This is a genomic window from Pseudonocardia acidicola, from assembly GCF_012911935.1.
Taxonomy (GTDB): domain Bacteria; phylum Actinomycetota; class Actinomycetes; order Mycobacteriales; family Pseudonocardiaceae; genus Pseudonocardia; species Pseudonocardia acidicola.
Window position 1 is genome coordinate 26604 of the sequence record NZ_JAAXLA010000050.1, and the last position, 22827, is coordinate 49430.

Genomic DNA, 22827 nt, shown 5'->3' on the forward strand with positions numbered 1-22827 from the left:
GTGCCGTGACCGTAACCAGCCGGACCGTGGCGGTCCGGGGAACGAAGCTACACGTCCACGAGGCCGGGGCGGGCGAGACCCTCGTCCTGCTGCACGGCGGCGGCCCCGGCGCGTCCGGGTGGAGCAACTTCGGCGGCAACGTCGCCGCGCTCGCCGAGCACTTCCGCGTGGTCGTCCCGGACCAGCCCGGGTACGGGCGGTCCGACAAGCCGGACTTCGACGGGGACTACTGGACGTTCACCGCCGGGTGCGTCGCCGAACTGCTCGACGTCCTCGGGGTGGAGAAGGCGCACTTCGTCGGCAACTCCCTCGGCGGCGGGACCACGACGCGGCTGGCACTGGACCACCCCGACCGCATCGACCGCATGATCCTCATGGGACCCGCCGGGGTGTCGGTGAACGTCCTGACTCCGCACCCGAGCGAGGGGCTGAAGATCCTCTCCTCGTTCTACGACGCACCCGGACCGTCCCGGGAGCGAATGGCTGCCTTCGTCCGGATGATGGTCTTCGACCCCGCGATGGTCACCGAAGAGTTGATCACGGAGCGGCTTGAGGCGGCGCTGGACCCCGACGCGCGCGCCGGAGCCCTGCGAGCTGTCCAGTCGATCATGTCGTCGCCGGACGCCCAACTGTGGAGGTACCTCCACGAGGTGCACCACCAGACCCTGCTGGTGTGGGGGCGCGACGACCGGGTGGTTCCCGTGGACGGCGGTCTCCTCGCGCTGCAGCGCATGCCGAATGCGGACCTTCACGTCTTCTCCCGCTGCGGCCACTGGGCACAGTCGGAGCGGCGCGAGGAGTTCAACCGGCTGGCCTTCGACTTCTTCACAGGACGGTAGGCTCGAGGGCCCCAATCGCGACGCCGCCCCGCGATCGATTTCTGAAAGCGGGGCGGTGCCCGCACGTAGCCGCGGATCGCGATGTTCGCGTAGCCTCGGAAATCCTCCAAGTGCTGGAGCAGTTCGTGCGCGGCGAACTCAATGTCCTCGAGCTGCCGCTCGGCGGCCCAGTACTGGCAGGCGACAGGTCCGTCCGTTGGGAAAGGCGGCGGCGCTGGCGCGGTCACTGTCTCCCCTGGTCGCCGGGCGGCGCCCGCTGGTGGTCAGGCCGTCCACGACCGCGGCGATGGCGCAGGACTTGATGCGTGGGCGTCTCGTGACTGGAGCTATGGCAGGAAACCCTGGTATCCCTGGTGAGCCCGGAGCGTGTAGCGGCTGGCATCGATGCTGTTGTCGCTGGTAGAGGCTCTGTGATGCGGGTAACCTCCCTCCTTTGACCCGCAGCTTCAGAGTCGAGCCGCAGGGGGTGATGAGGTCGCTGAAGGCCGACGGCGCGGACGAACTCGTCGACGAACCTCCATGCCGTCTCGCAGGCCCACCGTGCGCAGCCCGCCGACAGCGCCGAGTCCGGGAACCACGCCGCGGCGCCGGAAACGGGGGAATGGGTTATCCGGGAACCGGCCCCGGACGACGTCGATGCCGGTGTCGCTGCGCGACCAGCTGCGCTGACGGCCCTGCGCGCCGCCGATGACCGCGAGTCTCGCCGGCCGTACCGGGTCGCCTTGCGGCGGCGGGGACAGCGCCCGCCACCCCAGACGGGTCGGGCCGACAGGCCACAGGCGGCGTGGAGACGATCACGATGGTCGGTCATCGAGGCCGCGGCGTGACGCGAGTCGTGACATGAAACCGTGTGAACTGGTGTTACCAGGGTGGCCGAGTAGGTCAGCGCCGTTGCTGTTGCCGGTGGTAGATGCCGTAGGCGAGACCTACCGACGGCCTTTAATCCGCGGGTTCGGGGCTCGATCCCCAGGGCCCATGTCTGATCTGCAGAAACTCTGTGCGGTGACGAGGCGGTTGTCGACTCTGGCCTCGGTGAGTGACAGCATTTCGCGTCATGAGTGGTGTCACGGCCCAATGGATCGGAGTCTTGCCCTCGACGTGTAGCGAGACTGATGCCACTCGGATCGATCGATGAGGCGTGCGCGTTGAGGAGCAACGCGGCGACGATCGCCGGAAGGACTGGTCGCCGGGTTGCTGCCCAGGTCAGTTGAGGTCTCGGGGACCTCACTTTCAGGGCCCACTCAGCAGGCAAACCTTCCGGCTCACGATGCCCCGTACTCGACCGCGAGCGGTCCGAGTTCGCTGTGGGCCTGCTCAGTGGCCGAACGTTTCGATGATCGCTTGCAGGTTATCTGCGAATCGTTGGTCCGAGAGGCCGAAGCTGGGCGAGTACAGCAGGGCGTGGTCGTAAATGCCTCGGAAGTCCTCGAAGAACCGCTGGCGGACTTCTTCTGGCGTGCCGGTAATTGCCATGACGTCGACGAGCTCATCAGGCACCGCTGCGATCATCGCCACCCGGTCTCGCTGCTGCCATGCCGTGCGGATGTTCTCCACGTCGCGCTGGTAACCGTGCAGGGCGAACACCGCGGCATAGGTGCGGACCACGGCGTAGAAGGCGATCTGCGCCTTGGCCTCGGCCCGTGCCACCGCGGGGTCGTCGTGGATGGAGCAGATGACATATCCGGCCAGCGCGACGTCCGCCTCCTTCCGGCCGGCCCGGTCGACGCCTGCGGCCAGCGCCGGGCGCACCACCTCCTCGACATAGCGTCGAGTGAAGATCGGATGACCGACGAGGCCGTCCGCGACCGTGCCCGCTGCCCGGATCATGCGGGCGTTGACCCCGGCGAGGTAGACGGGCATGTCGGTGCGCAGCGGCGGGGTGACATCGACCGTCGGCTTCAGATGGACGGAGTAGAAGCGGCCGTCGTGATCGATCCCGCGGTCGTCCATGGACCAGAAGCGCCGCAGCAGCGGGATCAACTCTTCGACGCGTAATGCCGGGGCGTCGGGATCGGCGCCGTGCCAGTCCCGTTGCATCGTGCGGGTGCCGGTACCCAGCCCGAGGATCAGCCGACCGCCGGACAGCTCGTCCAGATCACGAGCCTCCGCCGACAACACCAGCGGCGACCTGCCCACGGCGTACGCGATCGCGCTGCCGATCGTGACCCGCTTGCTGCACTGGGCCATCGCGGCGAGGGAGACCGTTGCGCTCCGCTCGTAGAACTCGGTGGTCCAGACCGAGTCGAATCCTGCCGCCTCGGCTCGGGCCGTGAGATCGACGACGGTGCGGAGGTTGCCGCCGAGCAGGACGATGCCGGGCACGATCAGTGGACCGGCTGGCCGACGCCGGCCAGCCGGCGCAGGATGTCGGCGGCCTCGGCGGCCATGCGCGGCACGAACTCGCCGATCGCCACCAGATCGTGGATGCCGCTGGCGACCTGCCCGGCTGGCATGACCCCGTTCTCGACGTCGCCGTCTTCCTGGGCGCGGATCAGGGCCTCGTCCTTCCAGCGGGTGAGCTCGTCGTGGCTCATCTCGTTCGTGCGGACGATCTCCAGGAGCCGGTCGACCCCCGCGTTGTGCAGGCCGCGCGCGGGCCCGTAGACAGCAGGGAAGACCGTGTCGTCGCCCTCGTCGGCCTCGATGATCTTCTGGGCGTAGGAGGCGTGCCAGTCGGTGTTGTCCTCGGTGGCGATGAAGCGGGTGCCCATTGCCACCCCGCTGGCGCCGAGCGCGAGTGCCGCGGCGAGGGTCCGCCCGTCCCGTGCGCCGCCGGACAGGACGACCGGGACCGAGACGGCCTCGGTGACGTTGGGAACCAGCACGAACGTGTGCATCGGGGTCGCGTGGGTGTGTCCACCCATCTCGTAGCCGGAGGCGATGACGACGTCGACACCGGCGTCCTCGGCCTTCCGCGCGTGTTTGGTGGATCCCACCTTGTGCATGTGGATGAGGCCGGCGTCGCGGATCAGGGCGCGGAATTCCCCGGGGAAGCCGGCACTCGTGGTCAGCGCGACCAGTTGTCGAGACAGAGCGCTGTCGGAGTTGCGGGCCTCGACCGCGGCGCGGATGTAGGCCTCGCTCACCGGCAGCACGGTGCCGGTGTCGTCGCGGCCCACCGGCACGTTCACCGCGAACGGGCGGTCGGTCAACGATGCGACCTGCTCGATGTTCTCGCGCAGGAGTCGGGAACCCACCTTCGGGTCTTTCGTCATGCCGGGCATGCTGACGGTCCCGAGGCCACCGGCCGCCGAGGCCGCCGCGGCGATGCGATTGGTCTTGAACGGCCCCATGCCCTCCTGGATGATCGGGTGCTCGATTCCCAGCAGTGCGGTGAGCCGGTTGGACAGCTCGGCCATGATGTTCCTCCGTCTATCGGTCGGTGGTGAGCACGAGCGCGGATCCGTCGACGAGGGCGCCCGAGGTCACGACGCCGATCTCGTGCTTGCGTACCTGACGGTCTCCACCTCGACCCTGGATCTGCAGGACCGCCTCGGCGACGGTGTTCATCCCGTGCAGGTATCCCTCGGCGAGCAGGCCGCCGTGGGTGTTGACGGGCAGGCTCCCGTCCAGGCCGGTCGCGCCCGACCGCACGAAGTCCCCCGCCTCACCCCGCCCGCAGAAGCCCAGGCCCTCGAGGCCCATGAGCACCACGCTGGTGAAGCAGTCGTATATCTGGGCGAAGTCGACGTCACCCGTGGAGATGCCAGCCCGGCCGAAGAGCTCCTCACGCAGCAGGCTGGTGAAGTTCCGCGTGTAGTCGTCGTAGAGCAGCTGGTCGCCGATGTCGAGGCCCGGCCGGGCGCCCGCCCGGTAGGCCGCCGAGGCGATCACGGCCGGGGGTTGGCGGAGGTCCCGCGCCCGGTCCAGGCTGGTCACCAGGACGGCGCAGGCACCGTCCACCTCGCTGGTGCAGTCGGCGACGCGGAACGGGTCGGCGATCATGGGTGAGGCCAGGTACGAGTCGAGGTCCAGCGGCTTGCGCTGGATGGCCCGGTCGTTGATCTCGGCGTAGGCGCGCTGGGCTACCGCGACGGCCGCGAGAGCCTCCGGGCCGGTTCCGGTCTCGTGCAGGTAGCGCCGCGCCCACATGGCGATGTACATCAGGTAGGCGTTGTAGCCGATCGGGTACCGGTATTGCGCCGCTCCGCCGGGGAACGCCCCGCTGCCGACTCGGATGCCCGAGCGGCCGTTGAGCGCCCGGAACACCAGCACGTTCTCGGCGTAGCCCTGGGCCACGGCCATCGCCGCCTGTTGGACCATGAAACAGGGCGACTGCCCGCCCTGCTGGAAGTCCATCACGAAGCGAAGGCCCGGCACCGCCAGTGAGGTGGCTACTGCCTCGCTCGAGACCGAGTCGCCCAGGACGCTGAAGCTCACCACCCCGTCGATGTCGCTGAGGGAGACCCCGGCGTCCTCGGCGGCCTTCCGGCCGGCCTCCGTCGCGAGATCGAGGACCGTCCGCCCGGACGCCTTGCTCAGCTCGGTATAACCGACGCCGGCGACAGCAGCTGTTCTCATCGCACCTCCTAGAGGTCTGGAACATAAGCGCGTCGCTCGACGTCAGTCAACCAGTCGTTCGAACTTTTTCCTTGACGTCAGTTAGTGACCCAGTGTTAGCCTCAGTTCGCGTTCGAGCTGCTGACCGCGCCGGGTTGTGCGTGATCGCCGCAGCTAGAGAGCGCTCGGTCCGCGGCAGCAGTTCCTGCGGGCCGGAGCGGACAGTGACCCCGATCGACGGCCAGCGCGACGCCGATGGCCCACTTTGGAGGGCGGACGATGCCGGAGAACGACAGGCTTCTCGTTGAGCGGATCCCGGTCGACGATCGCGGTTCGTCGCTCGGGCTCGTGACGCTCAACCGGCCCGCAGAGATGAATCCCCTCGACTGGGACACGGGCCTGGAGCTCGGTCGGATCTTCGACGAACTTTCCGCCGATCCGATGGTCCGGGTGGTGGCGATCACCGGCGCCGGGAAGGCGTTCTCCGCCGGCGGGGACATGAAGAAGTACCAGGTGCTGCAGCGCGACACCGTCGACTTCCCGCAGTTCCTCGAGGACCTGCACCGGATCTTCGCCCGGATCTCCCAACAACCCAAGCCGTTCGTTGCGTTGGTGAACGGCATCGCGGTGGCCGGGGGCATCGAGCTGATGCTCTCCTGCGACCTCGCGATCGCCTCGGCGTCGGCGAAGATCGGTGATGCCCACCTGCCCTTCGGCCAGATGGGCGGCGGCGGTGTTCTCACCCTGCTGCCGCGTGCGGTCGGGCCCGCCCGGGCCCGTGAGCTGATCTTCTCCGGTCGGCTACTGACCCCGGAGGAGGCGCTCGACTGGGGGCTGGTGAGCAAGGTCGTCGCCGACGACCAGTTGCGTGCGGCGGGGATCGAGTTCGCGGCGGAGGTCGCCAAGAAGTCACCGCTGGCGGTGGCGAACGCGAAGAGCGTCCTGAACGCGGCCCTGTGGGACGGCACCGGGGTGCACCAGGGCCTGCGACTCGAGCGAGAGGTCACCGCCCGCTACTGCCTCACCAGCGAAGACGCCCCCGAGGGGCTCGAGGCCTTCGCCGGCAAGCGCCGTCCCCAGTTCACCGGCCGATGAGAAGGAGCACGTCGTGACGACCACGGAAGCCACCGAACAGGCGGCACCCCGGCCGGTGCCGGATCTCGACAGCCAGGCCTTCTGGGACGGGCTGCGCGCCCATCGCATTGTCCTGCAGCGCTGCGCGAGCTGCGACCGGAGGCGGTTCCCGGCGATGCCCTCCTGCCCGTACTGCGGGCATCCGGAATGGCGGTCGGAAGAGGTCTCCGGAACGGGCACGGTGTTCTCCTACATCGTCGTCCACCGCACGTTCGATCCCGCGTTCAACGGCGATGTCCCCTACCCCGTCGCGACGGTCGACCTGGACGGTGGTGGGCGCATCGTCGCCCGGCTGACCGGCATGCCTGCGATCGACGCCAGAGTCGCCCCAGATTTCGTCGACCATCCGGAGTGGACCGAACTCCGGTTCCGGATCGTGGAGGAATCGTGACCATCTCGGCGCAGTCGCCCACCCGCCCCGTCGAGCCCTCGCCCTTCGCCCAGACCGTCCGCCGGTTCACCGAGCAGAGGGTCATGCCGCGCAACCACGAGCTGGACCGGCATCCGCAGGACATGGCCCTGATCCGGGAGCTGCTGCTCGAGGTGGGTCGGCTCGGGCTCTACGGCGCGATCATCGACGAGGGATACGGCGGCACCGGTCCCAACTCGCTCGCGATGCACGAGGGCATCGAGGAGTTCGCCTACGGCAACGCCGGCCTGGCCATGTCGACCATGCCGACCTACCTGCTCGCGCGGGCCGTTGGTCTGCACGGCACGGACGAGCAGAAGGCCCGCTGGCTGCCGCCCATCGCCGAGGGTCGGATGGTCGGGGCCTGGGCGGTCACCGAGCCGCACACTGGTTCCGACGTCGCGAACATCACGACGAAGGCCGAACGCACCGCTACCGGATGGCGGCTCAACGGCCGCAAGATGTTCATCACCAATGCCGCCATCGCCGACTGCCTGCTGATCCTGTGCCGCACCGGAGGGCCGGGGATCCGCGAGACCCTGACGACCTTCGTCGTCCCGATGGACCTGCCGGGGATCGAGATTCCGAAGGCGCTGGAGAAGATGGGCCTGCGCTCGTCGCCCACGTGCGAGCTCGTCCTCGACGACGTCGAGGTGCCAGACAGCGATCGGCTCGGCCCGGTCGGCCACGGCTGGCAGATCGGGATGGACGTGCTCGACTACGAGCGGCTGGCGGTCCCCGCCATCTCGGCGGGGATGTGCGCGCGGGCGCTCGACCTCGCGTCGAGGTACGCCACGGACCGCACCGCATTCGGGAGCCGGCTGAACCAGATCGGCCCGGTGAAGGGCATGCTCGCCGACATCGCCAGCGGTCTCCTCGAGTGCCGGCTGTTGTACCGGCACGTCGCCGGGCTGGTCGACGCCGGGCGGCCATCGATCATCGAGGGCTCCATCGGCAAGCTCGTCAGCGCCCGGCTCGCGAACACCGTCACCAGCCTGGCCGTCCAGGTCCACGGCGGCTACGGCTACACCCGTGAGTACGAGGTCGAGCGTCTCTACCGGGACGCCCGCCTCTTCGCGATCGGCGGCGGCACCAGCGAGATCCAGCAGAAGATCATCGCCGAGCAGCTCCCGCGCGAACCCCACTGGAGCAGGACGGCTGCTCTCTCCTGAGCGGACCGCCCGGCGCAGACCGAGGAGCTGGTGACGGTGGCCGCCGAACAGCCGGTCGGCGAGGCACCGGGCAGGGTCGCGCGGCGCCGTCGTCGCCGGATCTCCGACATCCTCACGGCCACCGCCGAGGTGCTGGCCGAGCGGGGTTACCACGAGACCAACCTGGACGAGATTGCTCAGCGCCTGGATCTCACCAAGGCTTCGCTCTACCACTACTTCGCGAGCAAGGAGGAGCTCGTCACCGCCTGTCTGGGCCGGGTCGGGACACTCGTGAACCAACGGCTCGCCGAGGCGGCCCGGGACGGGACCGGGACTGCTGGCGACCGACTCGTCGCCCTCATCGAAGCGCAGCTGGACTGCATCGTCCGGGAGCACCCGCAGCTGGCCCGGCTGTTCCTGCAGCCGCTCGACTGGCCCGAGCCGATCCGGCTGCACAGCAAGGCCCTGCGCCTGCAGCACGACGAGATCTTCCGATCGGTGATCCAGGACGGGATCACAACCGGAGAATTCACCGTCGAGGACGAGGGGATCGCATTGCTCTGCCTGCACGGTGCCGTCAACTACGTGCCGGTCTGGTTTCGACCGAATCACCAGAAGGACTACGAGCAGATGTACACCACAGTGGCCGAGCACCTGCTGCGGCTGTTCCGGGCGGCGCCATGAGCGCGCCGCTGCTCACCGAACTCTTCGGACTCGCCGGGCGGCGCGCCGTCGTTACCGGGGCCAGTCGCGGCATCGGTGCGCGGGCCGCGCAGGCCCTCGACGCGGCAGGTGCGCAAGTGGCATTGGTGGCCCGTAGCGAGAGGGAGCTCCGGGACGTCGCGGCGACGCTGGACAACGAGCCTCTCGTCATCACCGCCGATCTCGCACAGGACGACGCAGCCGAACGGGTGGCCGGCGAGATCACCGCGGCGTGGGGAGGCACCGACATTCTGGTCAACAACGCCGGGCTGTCGCGCCCGGCGCCCGCAGTAGAGCTCGCGGCAGCCGACTGGGACGCCATCCTCACCCTCAACCTGCGCAGCGTGTTCACTCTGACGCGGGCTCTCGCGGCGGGAATGCTCGAACGGGGCTACGGACGAGTCGTCAACATCGGGAGCGTCCTCGGCTTGCTCGGCGAAGCGTGGGCGGCGCCCTACGCCGCCTCGAAGGCCGGTCTGAACGGTCTCACGCGCTCCCTCGCCGTCGAATGGGCCGCGCACGGGGTCACGGTGAACACGATCTGTCCGGGATGGGTGGACACCGAGATGGTGGCGGACCTCCGCCGAGATCCGCGCTTCGACAAGCGGGTGCTCAGGCGTGTCGCGGCCCGGCGCTGGGGAGTGCCCAGCGACATGGACGGTGCACTGCTGCTGCTGGCGTCACCGGGGGCGTCCTACCTGACCGGTCAGACCGTCGTCGTCGACGGGGGACTCTCGGCGGGATGGTGACGCCACAGATCGGAGTCATGCTGCCGATCTCGGATCCGGCCGGCAACGGCACGGCCGACATCGCGGCGGCGGCACGGCACCTGGAATCGGTAGGCGTGGACGCGGTGTGGGCCGGCGACCACCTCGCCTTCCACACTCCGATCGTCGAGTCGAGCATCGTGCTCGCCACGGCCGCCGCCGTCACCACGCGCGTCCGGTTGGGCTTCGGGGTGCTGCTGCTCGCGTTGCGCCCGCCGGCCTGGGCGGCGAAACAGGTCAGCTCCCTGCAGGTCGTCTCGGGTGGTCGCCTGGTTCTCGGCGTCGGGGTCGGCGGGGAGAACCCCGCGGAGTGGGCGGCCGCCGGAGTACCGCTCCGCGAGCGCAGGGCACGGACCGACGCGGTCCTTCGCGTGCTCCCGGACTTGCTCCGCGGACGGTCGGTCCAGCTCCCGGACCCGTATGAGGAGTTCGTACCGGCTCTTCTCCCATGTGGCGGCATGCCGCCGCTGTGGGTGGGGGGCCGCAGCGACCAGGCATTGCGCCGAGCCGCCCGTTTCGGTGACGGTTGGCTGGGCATGTGGGCCGACGAGGGCAGGATCGGCCGGGCCAGCGAACAGTTGCGGGAGCTGGCCGAGGTCGCGGGCCGGCCCCGGCCGCGGACCGGGTTGCTCGTGTTCGTCCATGTCGGGGGCGGACGGAACGAGCCGGCCGAGTTCATCGCCGGCCAGTACCAGATCCCATACGAGAAGGTCGAGCGCTACGTCGCCACCGGCTCCGTGGACCAGGTGGCCGAGCGGCTCGCGGGACTGGCCGCCGCCGGGGTCGACGAGTTCCTGTTGTTCCCGGCGGCCGCTGATCATCGCCGGCAGTACGACCTCATCGGGGAGGTCGTACGCCGGCTGCGTCCAGGAGTACCGGCCCATGGGTCCTGACCACCCGGTCTGATCACCTCAGCGCCGCCACGATCGACTCCAGGGCCTCCGCCGGCAGCGGCGCTTTCAGGTACAGGTTCATGCGTGTGAACACGTCGCCGTACCGGCGCCTGATCTCGGCGGCGGCGTCATCCGGTTCCGCCACGACGGCGATCGCCTCCAGAACCTCGTCGTCGATGACATCTGCCATTTCCTTCCAGCGGCCCGCCTTCGACATCACGTTCAGCTGGCTCTGCAGCTCACCCCAGCCGTGCCTTTCGAGCACGGGCCGATACGCCGGAGTCGAGGCGTAGAACGCGATCTGCTCCTTCGTGGACTGCTTCGCCGCGGCGAATTCCTCGGCGGTGGTTCCGGTGACGACGAACGGCATGCCGGCGATCTCATAGCCCTCCATCGACCGCCCAGCGCGCCGGCGCCCCTGCCCGAGCGTCGGAAGCGTGACCTCGCGGAGATATCGCTCGGTGGTGAAGCCGTGGCAGATGAAGCCGTCAGCCACCTCACCGGCCACCCCCGTCATCGACTCCCCGACGCCGGCGAGCAGGATTGGTGGGTTTCCGTAGGGATTCGGCCCCGGATCAAACATCGGTGTCATCAAGGTGTGCCGGTAGAACTCGCCCTCGAACTGCAGCGGGGTGCCGTCGTGCCAGGAGTTCCAGATTGCTCGGACCGCGAGCACGTACTCCCGCATGCGCGCGGCCGGGTGGGACCAGGGCATGGAGAACCGGCGGGTGATGTGCGGCTTGATCTGCGATCCGAGACCCAGCAGGAACCTGCCCTGCGAGACCAGTCGCAGGTCGTTCGCGGTGATCGCGAGCGTCATCGGCGAACGTGCGAAGGCCACCGCGATCCCGGTGCCGATCTCGACCCGAGAGGTGACCTGGGCGCCGAGCCCGACGCTGAGGAACGGGTCGTGGGCGGCCTCCAGCAGCCAGACACCGTGATAGCCCGCGGCCTCCGCCTCGCGCAGCTGATCCGACACGCATTGCGGCGGTGCGTCCACCTGATGGTCGATCTTCATGTTCCCGCCCTCCCAGGTCCGTCACCGCAGACCCGACCGCTCCGCCCCTCGGTCCAGGCTCCATTGGGGACGCCGTGGACCTTGGTCAACCTTGGGGTCAAACAGTATCTGTCTGAACGAACTTTGACTCTATAGTTGACTGAATCCGCGCACGACCCTAGCGTTCTGGACACGCCCGCGGGCTCGGGAACCCGCTCATCTGGCACACCTCTCGAAGGGAGAGGCATGGCTCACCTGGTGCACGAATTCGTCGAGTCCGCAGTCCGGAGGTTCGCCGATCGCATCGCGTTGGTGGATGACTCGGGCTCTCTGACCTATCGGCAGATGTGGGACCGCAGCCGTCGGCTCGCCACGGCCCTAGTCGATCTGGGAGTGGCGCCGGGGGATCGGGTCGTCGCCCTGATGAACAACCGCAACGAGTGGGTCGAGCTCGACAACGCGGTCTCCATGATCGGCGCCGTCCGGGGCCGGCTGAACTCCCGCGACGGCGCCCGTGAGTTCGCCTGGGTGCTCACCGACCTCACGCCCAAGGTCGTCGTCACCGGGCCGGAGTTCAGCGCCGTCATCCAGGACCTCATCGATTCGGGCCAGGCGCCGCCGGCACGGGTCATCGGCCTCGCCGATAGCGGCGACTACGAACAGCTGATCAGTGCTTCTGCGCCGTACGAGCCCGTAGCTCTGAGCGAGGACACGCCATACCTGATCTTCCACACCTCGGGAACGACCGGGCACTACAAGGGTGCGATCTACCAGCACCGCAACTGGGTGGCCACCTATCGCAACATCCTGGCCACGATCATGGGGGACATGGGTCCGGACTGCGCGCTGCTGCACGTCGGACCGCTCTCGCACCAGTCCGGCATCCTGACCGCCCCCGCGCTCTACCGCGGCGCCCGTTCGGTGATGCTCGGCCACTTCGACCCGAAGCTGTTCTTCGACGTCGTCGAGCGCGAGCAGATCACGCACACGATCCTCGCTCCTGCCATCATCAACGCCCTCGCCCACGACCCGGACGCCGCCAACCGCGACCTGAGCAGCCTGCGCTGCATCTACTACTCGGGCTCGCCGATCGCGCCGGTGGTGCTGCGCAAGGCGATGGAGATCTTCGGCCCGATCTTCCTGCAGGGCTACGGATCCACCGAGGGCGGCACGATCTACAACACCATCCTCTACCCGGACGAGCACGTCGATGCACTCGAAAATCACCCGGACCGGTTGGCATCGTGCGGTCGGCCCTCGCCGTTCTTCGACGTTCGGGTGGCCGATGAGGACGGCCACGAGATGCCGCGCGGAGAGATGGGCGAACTGCGGGTACGCGGCGACGCCGTCTCAGTCGGGTACTGGAACCAACCCGAGGCGACCGCGAACTCCTACGTCGACGGGTGGTTCCGGATGGGCGATCTCGCGGTCCGTGACGAGGACGACTACGTCACGATCGTCGACCGCAAGAACGACATGATCATCAGTGGCGGCCTCAACGTCTATCCGCGCGAGGTCGAGGACGTCATCTCCGCACATCCCGCGGTGAACGAGGTCGTCGTCATCGGCGTGCCCCACGAGAAATGGGGAGAGGCGGTCAAAGCCTGCGTGTCGCTGCACCCCGGCGAACGGCTGACGCTGGAGGACCTGCAGGCCCACTGCAAGGCCACCGGCTTGGCCAACTACAAGAAGCCACTGTCACTGGACATCGTCGACGAGGTGCCCAAAACCGCGGTTGGCAAGGTCTTCCGCCGCGCCCTGCGCGAGCCCTACTGGCAGGGCCGGCAGCGCCAGGTGGGCTAGCGCTTCGTCGCTCTCGCGGACCTTTCCAGATTGGGCTTCGGACGGTGTGCAGTTCGAGGCCCAACCGTGGCACGTACAGCGCAGCTCTGCGGGGAAGTGAAGATCACGCGGAGGACGATGAGGCCGGCGGAAGGAACAACCGGAGCAGGTTGTCGGCGACCTTTGCGGCCATGTCGTCGACATCCTTCTTGCGGCGGCCGCGGAACCACACCGGCACGTTGTTCATCGCGCCATAGAGGTTGTGCATGGCCACGTCCTCGTCGACGTTGAACTCTCCGCTCCGGATCCCCTCCCGCACGACCGAGCGGAAGATCTCATCGTGCTCGACCCGCAGCGCCCGGCTGCGCTGGCGGTACAGCTCCGGCCAATCCAGCGGCTGCAGGAACAACCGAGCCATCTGCGGGTACTCCCGCACGACCATGTCCAGCTGAGCCCTGATCAACATGCCGAGCCGCTCGGCGGCAGTACCGGACACCGCACCGGCTGTCTGTCGCAGTCGTTCGTTCGCCGTGGTCGCCAGTGTCTCCAAGCAGGCACTGACCAGCTCTTCCCTGCTCGGGAAGTAGTGGTAGAGCGAGGCCTTGGTCAGATCCAGCCGGTCGGCAACCTCGTCCAAGCTCATGCCGTGGAAACCACGTTCGGACAGGACGTCTGCAGCTGCAGAGAGAATGTCGGCCACCTTGCGATCGCGACGACGCGCAACCCTGCTCGGGGCAGGCCCTGATCTCGCCTCTGCCGTCACCGCCGATGACCTCCTTGCTACCGCTCTTGTCATCCAGTTCACGAAAACGGTCGCCGCGACCGCCCGCGTGGGTTCTGGTGCCTGATTCCTGCCGTCACACCTTCGCCGGCGGACCGTCACACGTCGCCGTGATCCGGACGACAGCCAGGTCCCGGCCGGCCTGGTTCGCCCGGATCGACATCGCGGGCGACGACGAGCCCGACCGGTGGGCCATCAACGAGCGTTCCACCGAGACAGCTCAGGTTAGCTGGGCATCGGGTGACACGCGCGAGCGCTCGGAGATGCAGGGCTGCGTCAGTTCGATCGAGGTCAGTTCGCTCTGCAGCCACCCCGGCAGTACCTGTGGGGAGATGTTCGGGTGATCCGGACCGTCGAAGGCTGCCCAGACATGCCAGCCGGTGGCTCGAACCGCGACTGCGCCGTCGTCCACCCGCCGCGCCTCCGCGGTCACCGCGAAGGAGGTGGTGCCGATGCTCGACGGCTGCAGCGTGAGCGTGATCTCATCGTCAAGGGAGAGCGGAGCCAGGTAGGTCGCCGCCGAGGCGACGCATGGACACGCCACCTGGCTACGGAGCATCGCACTCACCGGGTGGCCGGCATCCTTCAGCCAGCCCGTGAAGAGCTCCTCCAGCCAGCGGTACGGTGCCGCGAAGTACAGAATTCCGGCCGCGTCGACGTCGCCCATGGCGACCCGTCGACGGGCCGTGGCCAGGTACTCGGCGGCGCGTCCGTCCATGTCCGCGACCTTAACACTCGGTCATCAACCGACGTCAAGGACGAGTATCGACCACGTGGTCTAATTTCGTCCGTAACGTCAAAGACCGATTCGCGGTTGGATCTTCCCGGGGTCTGATGGTGCCAGCTCAGGTTTGTCGCGTGCGCGGGGTGCCCCGTCCGTGATGCTTGACGGGGCACCCAGGGCAACTCGCATGTGACCGATGGCGGCCTTTCCTACGCGATCTGGACCCTCGTGGAGTGCACAGCGCCGATCGCAAGCACGTCGGTCAGCGTGGTCTGATCCACCTGCTGGTCGCCGCCCAGATCGATGGTGATCTCGAGCTGGCCGCCGGGGCCGGCCGTTACCGTCTGTTCGACCACGCCGCCATCCTGCGCGGTGGCGGTGACCTGGTGCCTGCTGCCAGGAGCGAAGGCCGCCGGCGTCTGGAGGACGACCCTTCCCGTACCGGTCAGTACGAACGATCTGCCGTCCGCGCGTGCCTCCCCGAGGGAGAGGAACTCGTCGTTGGGTCTATCGACCGAGACGTCGTAGCCCCACACTGCGAAATGGGGGAGGACGGTCCGATAGGAGAAGCTGGCCGGGGTGCTGATGTTGCGGGCGAACAGTTCGTTGGCCGCCGGGACGACGTAGTCGGCGTAAACGCGGTGGTTGTTGGCGCCGTGGACCCTCGGGTGTGCGCGTCGTCCATCGGCGGGTGCCGGCGGTACCCGCGTCGTACGGGTCGCCCGGCTGAGGTCATGGTTACTCTGGCGGCCGTGAGTGCGGAGCGGGATGAGCTGCGCGAGCTTGTCGAGCGGTTGCCGGAGGACGAGGTGCCGGTCGTGCTCGCCGACGTCCGTCGGCATCGGAGTGCGGCGCGGCAGCGGTCGTGGCCGCCGGCGTTCTTCGGTTCGGGCCGGGCCAGCCGTAGCGATGTGGCGGAGCGGTCGGAGGAGATCCTGGGCGAGGGCTTCGGCCGTCCGGCGTGATCCTCTGCGATACCGGCCCGATCGTGGCCGCGGCGCTCGCCGGCGACGATCGTCACCACGAGTGCGTGGAGCTGTTCGCAGGTCTGCACCTCGCCGGTCGTCGGTTGCTGGTGCCGGGGACGGTCGTGGCCGAAGTGGTTACCTGCTGGCGCGGGAGCCGGGCGCTCGGTTGGAGTCGCTGTTCCTGACGGCGTTGGCGGATGGGGATTTCGAGCCCGTCGAGCTCCGTCAGGAGGATTATCGGCGAGTCTCCGAACTGGTGACGACCTATGGCGATCTGCCGTTGGGGACCACGGATGCGACCGTCGTCGCGCCGGCGGAGCGCCTCGGTGTGAGCGAGGTCGCGACGCTGGATCGCCGGCACTTCACCGTCGTCCGCCCGGCGCACGTGCCTGCGCTGACGTTGTTGCCGTGAGGGGTCGTCCCCGCGGGAATCCCCACGCTTATCCCCGCTACTACGTCAGATCACCGCGAACTGCGGGATGGCTCGCTGATCGCCGTTGATCGCCTTGAACTGCGGAAACGGACGATGGGTGATCACGGTGAACGGTGGCTGATCAACGGGCCGGAGAGCCGTCAGGTCGTGGTTCGTCCACGCTCTCCGATCCCGCGATCGCGGCCGGGAATGAACCTGGCTCTCGCGACCGCTGCACTCCGCGAACCCCTCGTCGCCGTCGCTCCCCGGGCCACCGGGCCACGGCGGTGGCGTCCCGCTGGCGGTGGCGCCGACCGGCGAGAGCCGCCATGGCGTCACCCAGCTGCTGCCGCTGCGCCTGCAGCATCGTGTGTTGGCGCCGACTCAAGAACCTCTTATTGAGGCAGGGCCTCTCATGTCGTGGGCACGGTCAGGAGGTAGTCGCCGGTCTCGTCGTCCCACTCCATCGCGATCAGGTCGCGGGCGCGAGCGGCCTTGGTGAACGACAGGAAGGTGTTGAAGCCGTAGCGCTTCTCGCTGAAGGTGGGCAACCGCTTGCGCAGCTGGTCCTTGAGCCCGCTGAGCTGGGGGTGTGATCCGGTGGACTGCAGCTGCCGGACCACGTCGACGAGCAGCCGGAAGGCGTCGTCGTCGGCCGAGGCGTCTTCCGGGAACGTCACCTCCGGATCGCCTTGCGCACTGCCCCGGCTCAGCTCGATGACCCCTTGGTTCTCGAGCTGGCGCAGCAGCTCCCCGAAGCCGCGGAACCCGTGGTCGGCCTCGTCGAACGTGGGGTCCTTGCGCAGGATCGCGCGCTTGAGGCGGGACGCCAGTACGGGCCCGTCGGAGTGGCGCTGCAGGCCGGCGAGCGTGCGCGCCACGAGCGGGGCGACGTCGAGCTCCTCGCTCGTCGCGACAGGCTCCTCGGCGGCGGCGGCCGGGACCACCTCGACGGGCTCCGGGGGCGGCGTCACGGCCGGCTCGGGCGGGGGCGATGTCGAGGGTCGTCCGCGTCCGCGGCCACGGCGGGCCACCTGCGTCGGTTCGACACCGGGCAGGCGGTCGTAGAAGAGGAACTCGTCGCAGGCGGGCGGCAGCAGGGCCGAGGTCGAGGACTGGACGCCGATGCCGATCACCCGCTTGTCCAGCTCGCGCAGCTTGTGCACGAGCGGGGTGAAGTCGGAGTCGCCGGTGGCGATGGCGAAGGTCGTGATGAAGCCGCGCTCGAAGGCGAGCTCGATGGCGTCGACGGCCATCTTGACGTCGGCCGCGTTCTTCCGGGCGCCGCCCATGCGCTGCGGGATCTCGATCAGCTCGACCTGCGCCCTGGTCAGCAGCCTGCGGTCCTCATCGAAGTACGACCAGTCGGCGTACGCGCGCCGGGACACCACGCGGCCACGCTCGGCGAGCGCGTCGGCGATCGGGCCGAAGTCGAAGGGCGAGACCCCCAGCCCGTCTCGGGCCCCGATGGCGAGGTTCTCGTAGTCGAGGAACAGCGCGATGCGCTCGTCGTCGTTGGTCACTGCACTATGCTCCTGGGAACCGAGTGTCCCGCAGCCGAGAGGCCCGGTCCCGGTGGGCGCCGTTGGCCGGTCACCGCGCTGCGGCGGTGGGGGAGCACGTCCTCGGACATGTCCGGCCGGCTGGCCCGGGGCCGGCTACATGCGTTGCCGTGCCCATTGACGTCCGGGCACGAACCGGCCGCGCTCCACTGCGAGGTCCGCCCACCGGGCCCCGCTCGACAGAAACGGGGCCCGCTGGTCGACCTCGATCCGGGTGGATACACCGCCCGGGGAATGCGGGGTCGGATCAGATGACGGAGACGCGGTGGCCTGCGGGCCCTTCTGGCCCTGACCGACCTCGAACTGCACACGCTGGTTCTCCTCGAGCGACTGGTAACCGCCGCCCTGGATCTCCGAGAAGTGCACGAAAAGGTCAGCGCCGCCGATGCGACGAGCCGGGCCTGTCCGTGGCGGGGGCTTCTCCGCCCGTGCCTGGAGGAAAACTCCCGACACCCACAACAACGTTTCACGTCGTGGCTGTACACGAACACACACCGACGGCCACGCACCGCGGCCGGCTACTGTCTCCGGGCGCGGCCAGCCGTCTCGCCGAGATGCACGGGCGCGACCGGGGCACCCGCGGGCATCAAGCTGAGCGGGCCGTCCGTGCGTCGAGCCCGAGCATGGCCAGCAGTTCGGTGCAGTCGTCGAGATCGATGGCGCGGCCGGCGACGACGCGTGCTGCCTGCCTGCTCTGGGTCGTGCAGCTGCTCTGATAGGCGGCTTGAGCGTCGGACCAGCTGGACCTGCCGTCGTTGTCGATTCCGTGTCGAGCCGAGCTCATGGGATTCTCCTCCGGCCGGCCGCGGCGGTCGTCAGGCGTGGTGGAACCTGGCCCGGGACCGTGCGAGGCAAACGCCAGGCGGCAACCTGCACGGCACATGCCGTCCACTGGGTAACGATGCCCGCCCAACCTGACTCGACCAGAGTACCTGTGATCAAACTCCGCGGCGGGACGAAGCGGCGAGCGGCCTCTGGGAGCGCCGACGTGGCAGCGCCGAGCGGCGGATTGAGCTTCCCCGGGTAGCCCGGAGACCGGTGATCATGGCCGTCGGGCCGTGGAGTCTCTGTGGCAGGACCGAAGAAGCACCCCGATGTGCTGCGCGATGCGGCGACCCGCACACGCTGGGGCTGTTCCTCACCGCAGTCGCGGTCGCTGGGGCGGCGTCCGGGCTGCTGCCCGGCGCGGTGACCAGCTCGTGCAGTTGGAGACGCCGGACGGGTTCCGCGGGCGAATCATCTCGGCGCAGTACGCGGTCGGTGCGGGTGGGCCGGGACTCGGCGACGCGCGGGCCGGGCTGGTCGCCGGCCTGGATCGGCCTCGGCGGCGGCGGTCAGCGGGGCACTGGCGTGCGTGCTGGCGGTGGCGGTGATCGCAGGGACGCACCCTGCGCTGCGACGGTGGCGGCGCCCGAACCCGGCCGGCGACGAAGCCTGACCGCTCTGCCGTACGCGCGCCGATTCATCCCGGCGTGGCATGCGGTCGGGGCTCATCCGTCGATGATGCTCAGGCAAGGCCGGAGCCGGACCCGCCGGATTTGTAACGTCTCGGCCTCACGCTGCGAGACTTTCCGGATTGTGTGGAACCGTCGGTTCGGCTGTCGGGCCTGCTTCGGGTCGGGTGGGAGGACCTCGTGATCGTCGAAACCCTGGGCTTGATCGCCATTGTGGCGACCGCGTACTACTTCGGCGTCGGCCGGCCGCGAGCCAGAAAGGCGCAGGTCCACACCGGACTGACCGCGCTGGCTCCACTTCTGACGGGTGCGACGGTGGACACCGGGCGGCTCACCAGCACCGCCGGCGTCAGCAAGCTGCATCTACGCGGCCTCTATCAGGGCTTCCACATCGAGGCGTGGCCCGAGAGGACCGACCCGAGGCCCACAGGCGTAGGCGACCACGGGCCGTCGAATCCCGTGGACCAATTCACCGTCCGGTGTGTCGGCCTGGACGGACGCCAGCCGTGGAGCTGCCAACGGCGGAGGGTCAGCCTGAATCCGTTCGCCGAGGACCAACTCGTGTTCACCGCATCATTGGACCCGGACTCGATCTTCGCCGGGCCGCTGGGCGCGTTCATCGGACTGCCCGAGCCGGACCCGCAACTGGAGCAACGCCTGCGCGGGGCCGGCCTGATCGACGAGGTCGCCCGCCTCGGGCACGGTAGTCACAGCTGGCTCCCGCACGTCAGATTCGTGCCCCCGATCGACTTCTCGCGGGGCTTCAGCCAGCCCAACGTCAGCTGGCTCGAATGTCGGGTCGAGGCGGGGCACGGGCGGGTGCCCACGGCCGAGCGCTTCGGGCAGCTGCTGGATTGTGTGGTTCGCCTCGCCCACATCAACGCCCGGGAAAACCCCGCGTAGCGCCTGAGCGGCATGACCGGGTCGTGCTCGCTGCGGCCCTTTGCGGCACACGTCACGTTTCGGGCGCTTGCGACGATTCCTCCTACGCACGAGTCGCCGATCCTCCACGGAGGCCTGATGACCGCGGGGTGGTCCACCGGTCTGCGCGCGGCCGTGTCGTCGTCGCCGTCGATTACCGGGCGCGACGCGGAGCTCGCCCGGCTCACCGCGCTCCTGCACGGTGCCCGCACCGCGGGTGGGGTGCTCCGCGTCGAGGGCGAGCGCGGGATCGGCAAGACGTGCCTGCTGGACGCGGTGGTCGCGACCGCGCGCGAGCAGGGGTTCAACGTCCTGATGGCGCGGCCCACCCGCGCAGAGCGGGGCCTGCCGCACGCCGTGCTCGGCGACCTGCTCTCCGACGTGCACGACCTGGCGTTCCTGCCGGAACCGCAGCGGCATGCCCTCGAGCTGGTCCTGCTGCGGCGGGCTGGGGAAGCGGGGCCCGGCGTGCGCGAAGCCGGGATCGCGCTGATCGGCGTACTGGCCCACCTCGCCGCCGGCGCTCCGGTGCTCGTCGCGATCGACGACGCGCAGTACACAGACGACGCCACGGCCGCGGTGCTCGCCTTCGCCGCCCGTCGCCTGCCCCCGGCCGGGGCCGTGCTCGTACTGACGGTTGCGGAAGGGGCACGCCCGGTTCTCGACACCGCGGCCGTGCTCGCCCTCGGGCCCCTGCCGGACGCGACGATCCACCGGATCGCCTGGGAAGGTCACGGCCGCACATTGCCTCCCGCTGACCTGCGACGGGCCGTGGAGGTGGCCGGCGGCAACCCCGGTCTCGCGCTCGCTGTGGCCGGTGCGCTCGACGGCGGAACAGCGGAGCCCCGGACGGTGCTTCCCGCAGGGGTCGCCGACGAGATGGCCGAGCGAATCCGCGCGCTGCCCGTCGCGGGCATCGAGGTTCTCGTCGCGGCCGGCCTGTCGTTCCCTCCCTCGGCCACCGAACTGCAGGCCGCGGGTCTGCTGGCTGCGGCCGAGCCCCCCGAGCATGCAGGGCTGCTCAGGATCGACCGCGACCGGGTGACGCTGGATCGGCCCCTGGTCGGTGCGGTCGCACGGGAGGTGCTGCCCGGCTCACGGCTCCGAGACCTCCATCGACGGCTCGCCGACGTCACTGCAGGAGCGGCACGCGTCTGGCACCTCGGCCACGCGGAGCGTGCGCCTGACGCGCGGGTGGCCGCGGAGCTCGCGCGCGCTGCCGAGGGGGCGGAGGCCGGCCGGGCGTCCGGCCTGCTCGCGCTGGCCGTCGAGCTCACCCCGCCCGGCGACGAGGATCGCTGGGCCCGCCTGCTCGCCGCGGCCCGCGCCGCGGCCCGCGCCGGGGACCTCCCGGCAGCGGCCGGCTACGCCGCGACCGTCCGTGACCGCGGCGTGTCCGCGTCCTCGACCGCCCGTGCGCACCTGGTGCTGGCCGAGGTGGACCTCGACCGTCGTCACCCCGCCCGGGCCGCGCAGCACTGCGCCGCGGCGCTCGCGGCCACCGACGAGCCCGACGTGCAGGTCACCGCGCAGGTGCTGCTGGCCCGGGCCCGCCCCGACGACCCGCCGGCGGCGGCGGACCACGCCCGGCACGCGCTGAAGCTCGCCGACCAGTACCACGGACTGTCCGCGCACCTGCGGGCGGAGGCGGTCAAGGCGGTGGTGGCGACGGAGTCGCTGGCCTACGGCGAGCGGGACGAGCAATTGCTGGCCCGAGCCGACGCGCTCGAGGCCGACGCGCCGGTCCCGCCCGCCGACAGCGCGGCGGCACTGCGGGCGGTGCTGCTCGCACGCGACGACGACACCGCCGCGGCGCACTCGATCCTCACCGGCCTCCTCCGCCGCGCGGTCGACACGACTTCCCGCTGTTTCGCCCACCTCCAGCTCGCCCAGGCCTGTCTCTGGCTCGGCGAGTGGGACGCGGCCGAACGACACGCCGAGCAGGGCGTGGACGCGGCGCACGCGATCGGGCGGGAGCGCGACGTCGTCGAGGCGCGGTTCGTCCGCGGGCTGGTGGCGGCCTACCGGGGGCGATCGCGGATCGCCGAGGCGGCGGCGGAGGAGCTGGGCTGCGGTGCGGGCCCGTACAGCAGCGACTGGGCCGCGTGCCGCGGCGCCGGATTGCGCGCCGTCCTCGCCATGGCGGGGGGCGATGCGCGCGGGGCGGACACGTGGTTCACCCGCTGCGCCGAGCGCGCCACCGCGGCGGACCTGCACGAGCCGTTCCTGCGGCGATGGCAGGCCGACCACGCCGAGGCGCTGGTCGCGCTCGGCGATCTGGACGGGGCGGCCGGCGTCCTCGACGCGCTGGAGCAGCGGTCCGCGCTGCTGGGCCGTACCTCGGGGCTGGCGGCGTGCCGCCGCGGGCGGGCGCTGGTCTTCGCCGCAGGCGGGGACGTCGGCTCCGCCACGGCCGCGGCCGACGCGGCGGTCGCGGGCCTCGACCGAGCCGGGCTGCCCTACGACCGGGCGCGGGCGCTGCTCGCCGCGGGTCAGGTCCGTAGGCGATTCAAGGAGAAGGCCGGGGCGCGGGACCACCTCGACGAGGCCGTGCGGATCTTCGACGACCTCGGCGCCGAGGCCCTCGCCGTGCGGGCCCGTCGCGAACTGGGCCGGGTCGGGGTGCGCAGCGCCGGACCCGCCGAGCTCACCGAGACCGAGGCGCGCGTGGCGCAGCTGGCGGCGGCCGGGAACACCACGCGCCAGATCGCGGACCAGCTGTTCGTCTCGCCCAAGACGGTCGAGGCGAACCTGACGCGCATCTACCGCAAGCTCGGCGTCGCCAACCGGGTCGAGCTCTCACGGCGGCTGTCCGGCGAGGGGGGTGGGGC

Annotated in this window: 20 protein-coding genes and 1 pseudogene; 11 read left to right on the forward strand and 10 right to left on the reverse strand. The window is 69.8% G+C overall.

Annotation, left to right across the window (positions count from 1 at the left end):
• Positions 1-5: 5 nt before the first annotated feature.
• Entirely contained in the window at positions 6-839 is an 834-nt protein-coding gene (locus HF526_RS23140) for an alpha/beta fold hydrolase (RefSeq protein ID WP_338051683.1), read from the forward strand.
• Positions 840-2153: 1314 nt separating this feature from the next.
• Here the strand turns inward: HF526_RS23140 and HF526_RS23145 are convergent.
• From HF526_RS23145 to HF526_RS23155, 3 genes are read right to left on the reverse strand one after another with little or no spacing between them, the layout of a single operon-like run.
• A complete protein-coding gene (locus HF526_RS23145; protein ID WP_338051684.1) occupies positions 2154-3161 on the reverse strand; it encodes an LLM class flavin-dependent oxidoreductase in 1008 nt (335 codons plus the stop codon).
• Between the two features lie 2 nt (positions 3162-3163).
• On the reverse strand, positions 3164-4198 hold the full coding sequence (locus tag HF526_RS23150; protein ID WP_169383662.1) for an NAD(P)H-dependent flavin oxidoreductase: 1035 nt from the start codon (positions 4196-4198) through the stop codon (positions 3164-3166).
• A gap of 13 nt (positions 4199-4211) precedes the next feature.
• Positions 4212-5360, reverse strand: coding sequence for a thiolase C-terminal domain-containing protein (locus HF526_RS23155; RefSeq protein WP_169383663.1), 1149 nt, complete (start codon positions 5358-5360; stop codon positions 4212-4214).
• A 258-nt stretch (positions 5361-5618) separates the two neighbouring features.
• Here HF526_RS23155 and HF526_RS23160 point away from each other — a divergent pair, with 258 nt between their 5' ends.
• Genes HF526_RS23160 through HF526_RS23185 form a run of 6 tightly spaced genes read left to right on the forward strand, consistent with a single transcriptional unit; the run spans position 5619 to position 10395 of the window.
• Positions 5619-6434, forward strand: coding sequence for an enoyl-CoA hydratase/isomerase family protein (locus tag HF526_RS23160; protein ID WP_169383664.1), 816 nt, complete (start codon positions 5619-5621; stop codon positions 6432-6434).
• A 13-nt stretch (positions 6435-6447) separates the two neighbouring features.
• Positions 6448-6864, forward strand: coding sequence for an OB-fold domain-containing protein (locus HF526_RS23165; protein WP_169383665.1), 417 nt, complete (start codon positions 6448-6450; stop codon positions 6862-6864).
• Positions 6861-8054 (forward strand): acyl-CoA dehydrogenase family protein, encoded by a 1194-nt coding sequence (locus HF526_RS23170; RefSeq protein WP_169383666.1) that lies wholly within the window; start codon positions 6861-6863, stop codon positions 8052-8054. Before HF526_RS23165 ends, HF526_RS23170 begins: the two co-directional genes overlap by 4 nt.
• Positions 8055-8090: 36 nt before the next feature.
• Positions 8091-8717, forward strand: coding sequence for a TetR/AcrR family transcriptional regulator (locus tag HF526_RS23175; RefSeq protein ID WP_169383667.1), 627 nt, complete (start codon positions 8091-8093; stop codon positions 8715-8717).
• Positions 8714-9484: an SDR family NAD(P)-dependent oxidoreductase gene (locus HF526_RS23180; protein WP_169383668.1), complete on the forward strand. Its 771-nt coding sequence runs from the start codon at positions 8714-8716 to the stop codon at positions 9482-9484. Before HF526_RS23175 ends, HF526_RS23180 begins: the two co-directional genes overlap by 4 nt.
• Positions 9478-10395, forward strand: coding sequence for an LLM class flavin-dependent oxidoreductase (locus tag HF526_RS23185; protein ID WP_169383669.1), 918 nt, complete (start codon positions 9478-9480; stop codon positions 10393-10395). The genes HF526_RS23180 and HF526_RS23185 overlap by 7 nt, the downstream gene beginning before the upstream one ends.
• A 13-nt stretch (positions 10396-10408) precedes the next feature.
• Here HF526_RS23185 and HF526_RS23190 read toward each other — a convergent pair whose 3' ends face one another.
• Complete coding sequence (locus tag HF526_RS23190; RefSeq protein ID WP_169383670.1) at positions 10409-11413, reverse strand: TIGR03617 family F420-dependent LLM class oxidoreductase; 1005 nt, start codon at positions 11411-11413, stop codon at positions 10409-10411.
• Between the two features lie 225 nt (positions 11414-11638).
• Here HF526_RS23190 and HF526_RS23195 point away from each other — a divergent pair, with 225 nt between their 5' ends.
• Positions 11639-13195: a class I adenylate-forming enzyme family protein gene (locus HF526_RS23195; protein WP_169383671.1), complete on the forward strand. Its 1557-nt coding sequence runs from the start codon at positions 11639-11641 to the stop codon at positions 13193-13195.
• Positions 13196-13298: 103 nt separating this feature from the next.
• Here HF526_RS23195 and HF526_RS23200 read toward each other — a convergent pair whose 3' ends face one another.
• The 3 genes from HF526_RS23200 to HF526_RS23210 all read right to left on the reverse strand — a co-directional run bounded on the left by HF526_RS23200 (position 13299) and on the right by HF526_RS23210 (position 15521).
• The gene (locus tag HF526_RS23200) at positions 13299-13937 is read right to left on the reverse strand and encodes a TetR/AcrR family transcriptional regulator (RefSeq protein ID WP_169383672.1); all 639 of its coding nucleotides are present in this window, start codon (positions 13935-13937) and stop codon (positions 13299-13301) included.
• 238 nt (positions 13938-14175) lie between these two features.
• Positions 14176-14673: an acyl-CoA thioesterase gene (locus HF526_RS23205; RefSeq protein ID WP_169383673.1), complete on the reverse strand. Its 498-nt coding sequence runs from the start codon at positions 14671-14673 to the stop codon at positions 14176-14178.
• Between the two features lie 215 nt (positions 14674-14888).
• Positions 14889-15521 (reverse strand): hypothetical protein, encoded by a 633-nt coding sequence (locus tag HF526_RS23210; RefSeq protein WP_169383674.1) that lies wholly within the window; start codon positions 15519-15521, stop codon positions 14889-14891.
• A 292-nt stretch (positions 15522-15813) separates the two neighbouring features.
• On the opposite strand from HF526_RS23210, the gene HF526_RS34715 reads away from it, so the two are divergent.
• Positions 15814-16059: a PIN domain-containing protein gene (locus tag HF526_RS34715; protein ID WP_239029043.1), complete on the forward strand. Its 246-nt coding sequence runs from the start codon at positions 15814-15816 to the stop codon at positions 16057-16059.
• Between the two features lie 413 nt (positions 16060-16472).
• Here HF526_RS34715 and HF526_RS23220 read toward each other — a convergent pair whose 3' ends face one another.
• The 3 genes and pseudogenes from HF526_RS23220 to HF526_RS23230 form a co-directional block, all read right to left on the reverse strand.
• Positions 16473-17582 carry an NYN domain-containing protein gene (locus HF526_RS23220; RefSeq protein ID WP_169383675.1) on the reverse strand — a complete coding sequence of 370 codons (1110 nt, stop codon included), beginning with the start codon at positions 17580-17582 and terminating at the stop codon, positions 16473-16475.
• A 300-nt stretch (positions 17583-17882) separates the two neighbouring features.
• Positions 17883-18005: pseudogene (locus tag HF526_RS35640) on the reverse strand (cold-shock protein); the annotation flags it as partial.
• A 202-nt stretch (positions 18006-18207) separates the two neighbouring features.
• A complete protein-coding gene (locus HF526_RS23230; RefSeq protein WP_169379095.1) occupies positions 18208-18405 on the reverse strand; it encodes a hypothetical protein in 198 nt (65 codons plus the stop codon).
• Positions 18406-19255: 850 nt separating this feature from the next.
• Between HF526_RS23230 and HF526_RS23235 the strand changes: the two genes are divergently transcribed.
• Positions 19256-19978 (forward strand): hypothetical protein, encoded by a 723-nt coding sequence (locus HF526_RS23235; RefSeq protein ID WP_169383676.1) that lies wholly within the window; start codon positions 19256-19258, stop codon positions 19976-19978.
• A 117-nt stretch (positions 19979-20095) separates the two neighbouring features.
• A partial coding sequence (locus HF526_RS23240) for a helix-turn-helix transcriptional regulator (protein WP_169383677.1) occupies positions 20096-22827 on the forward strand: 2732 nt, incomplete at its 3' end.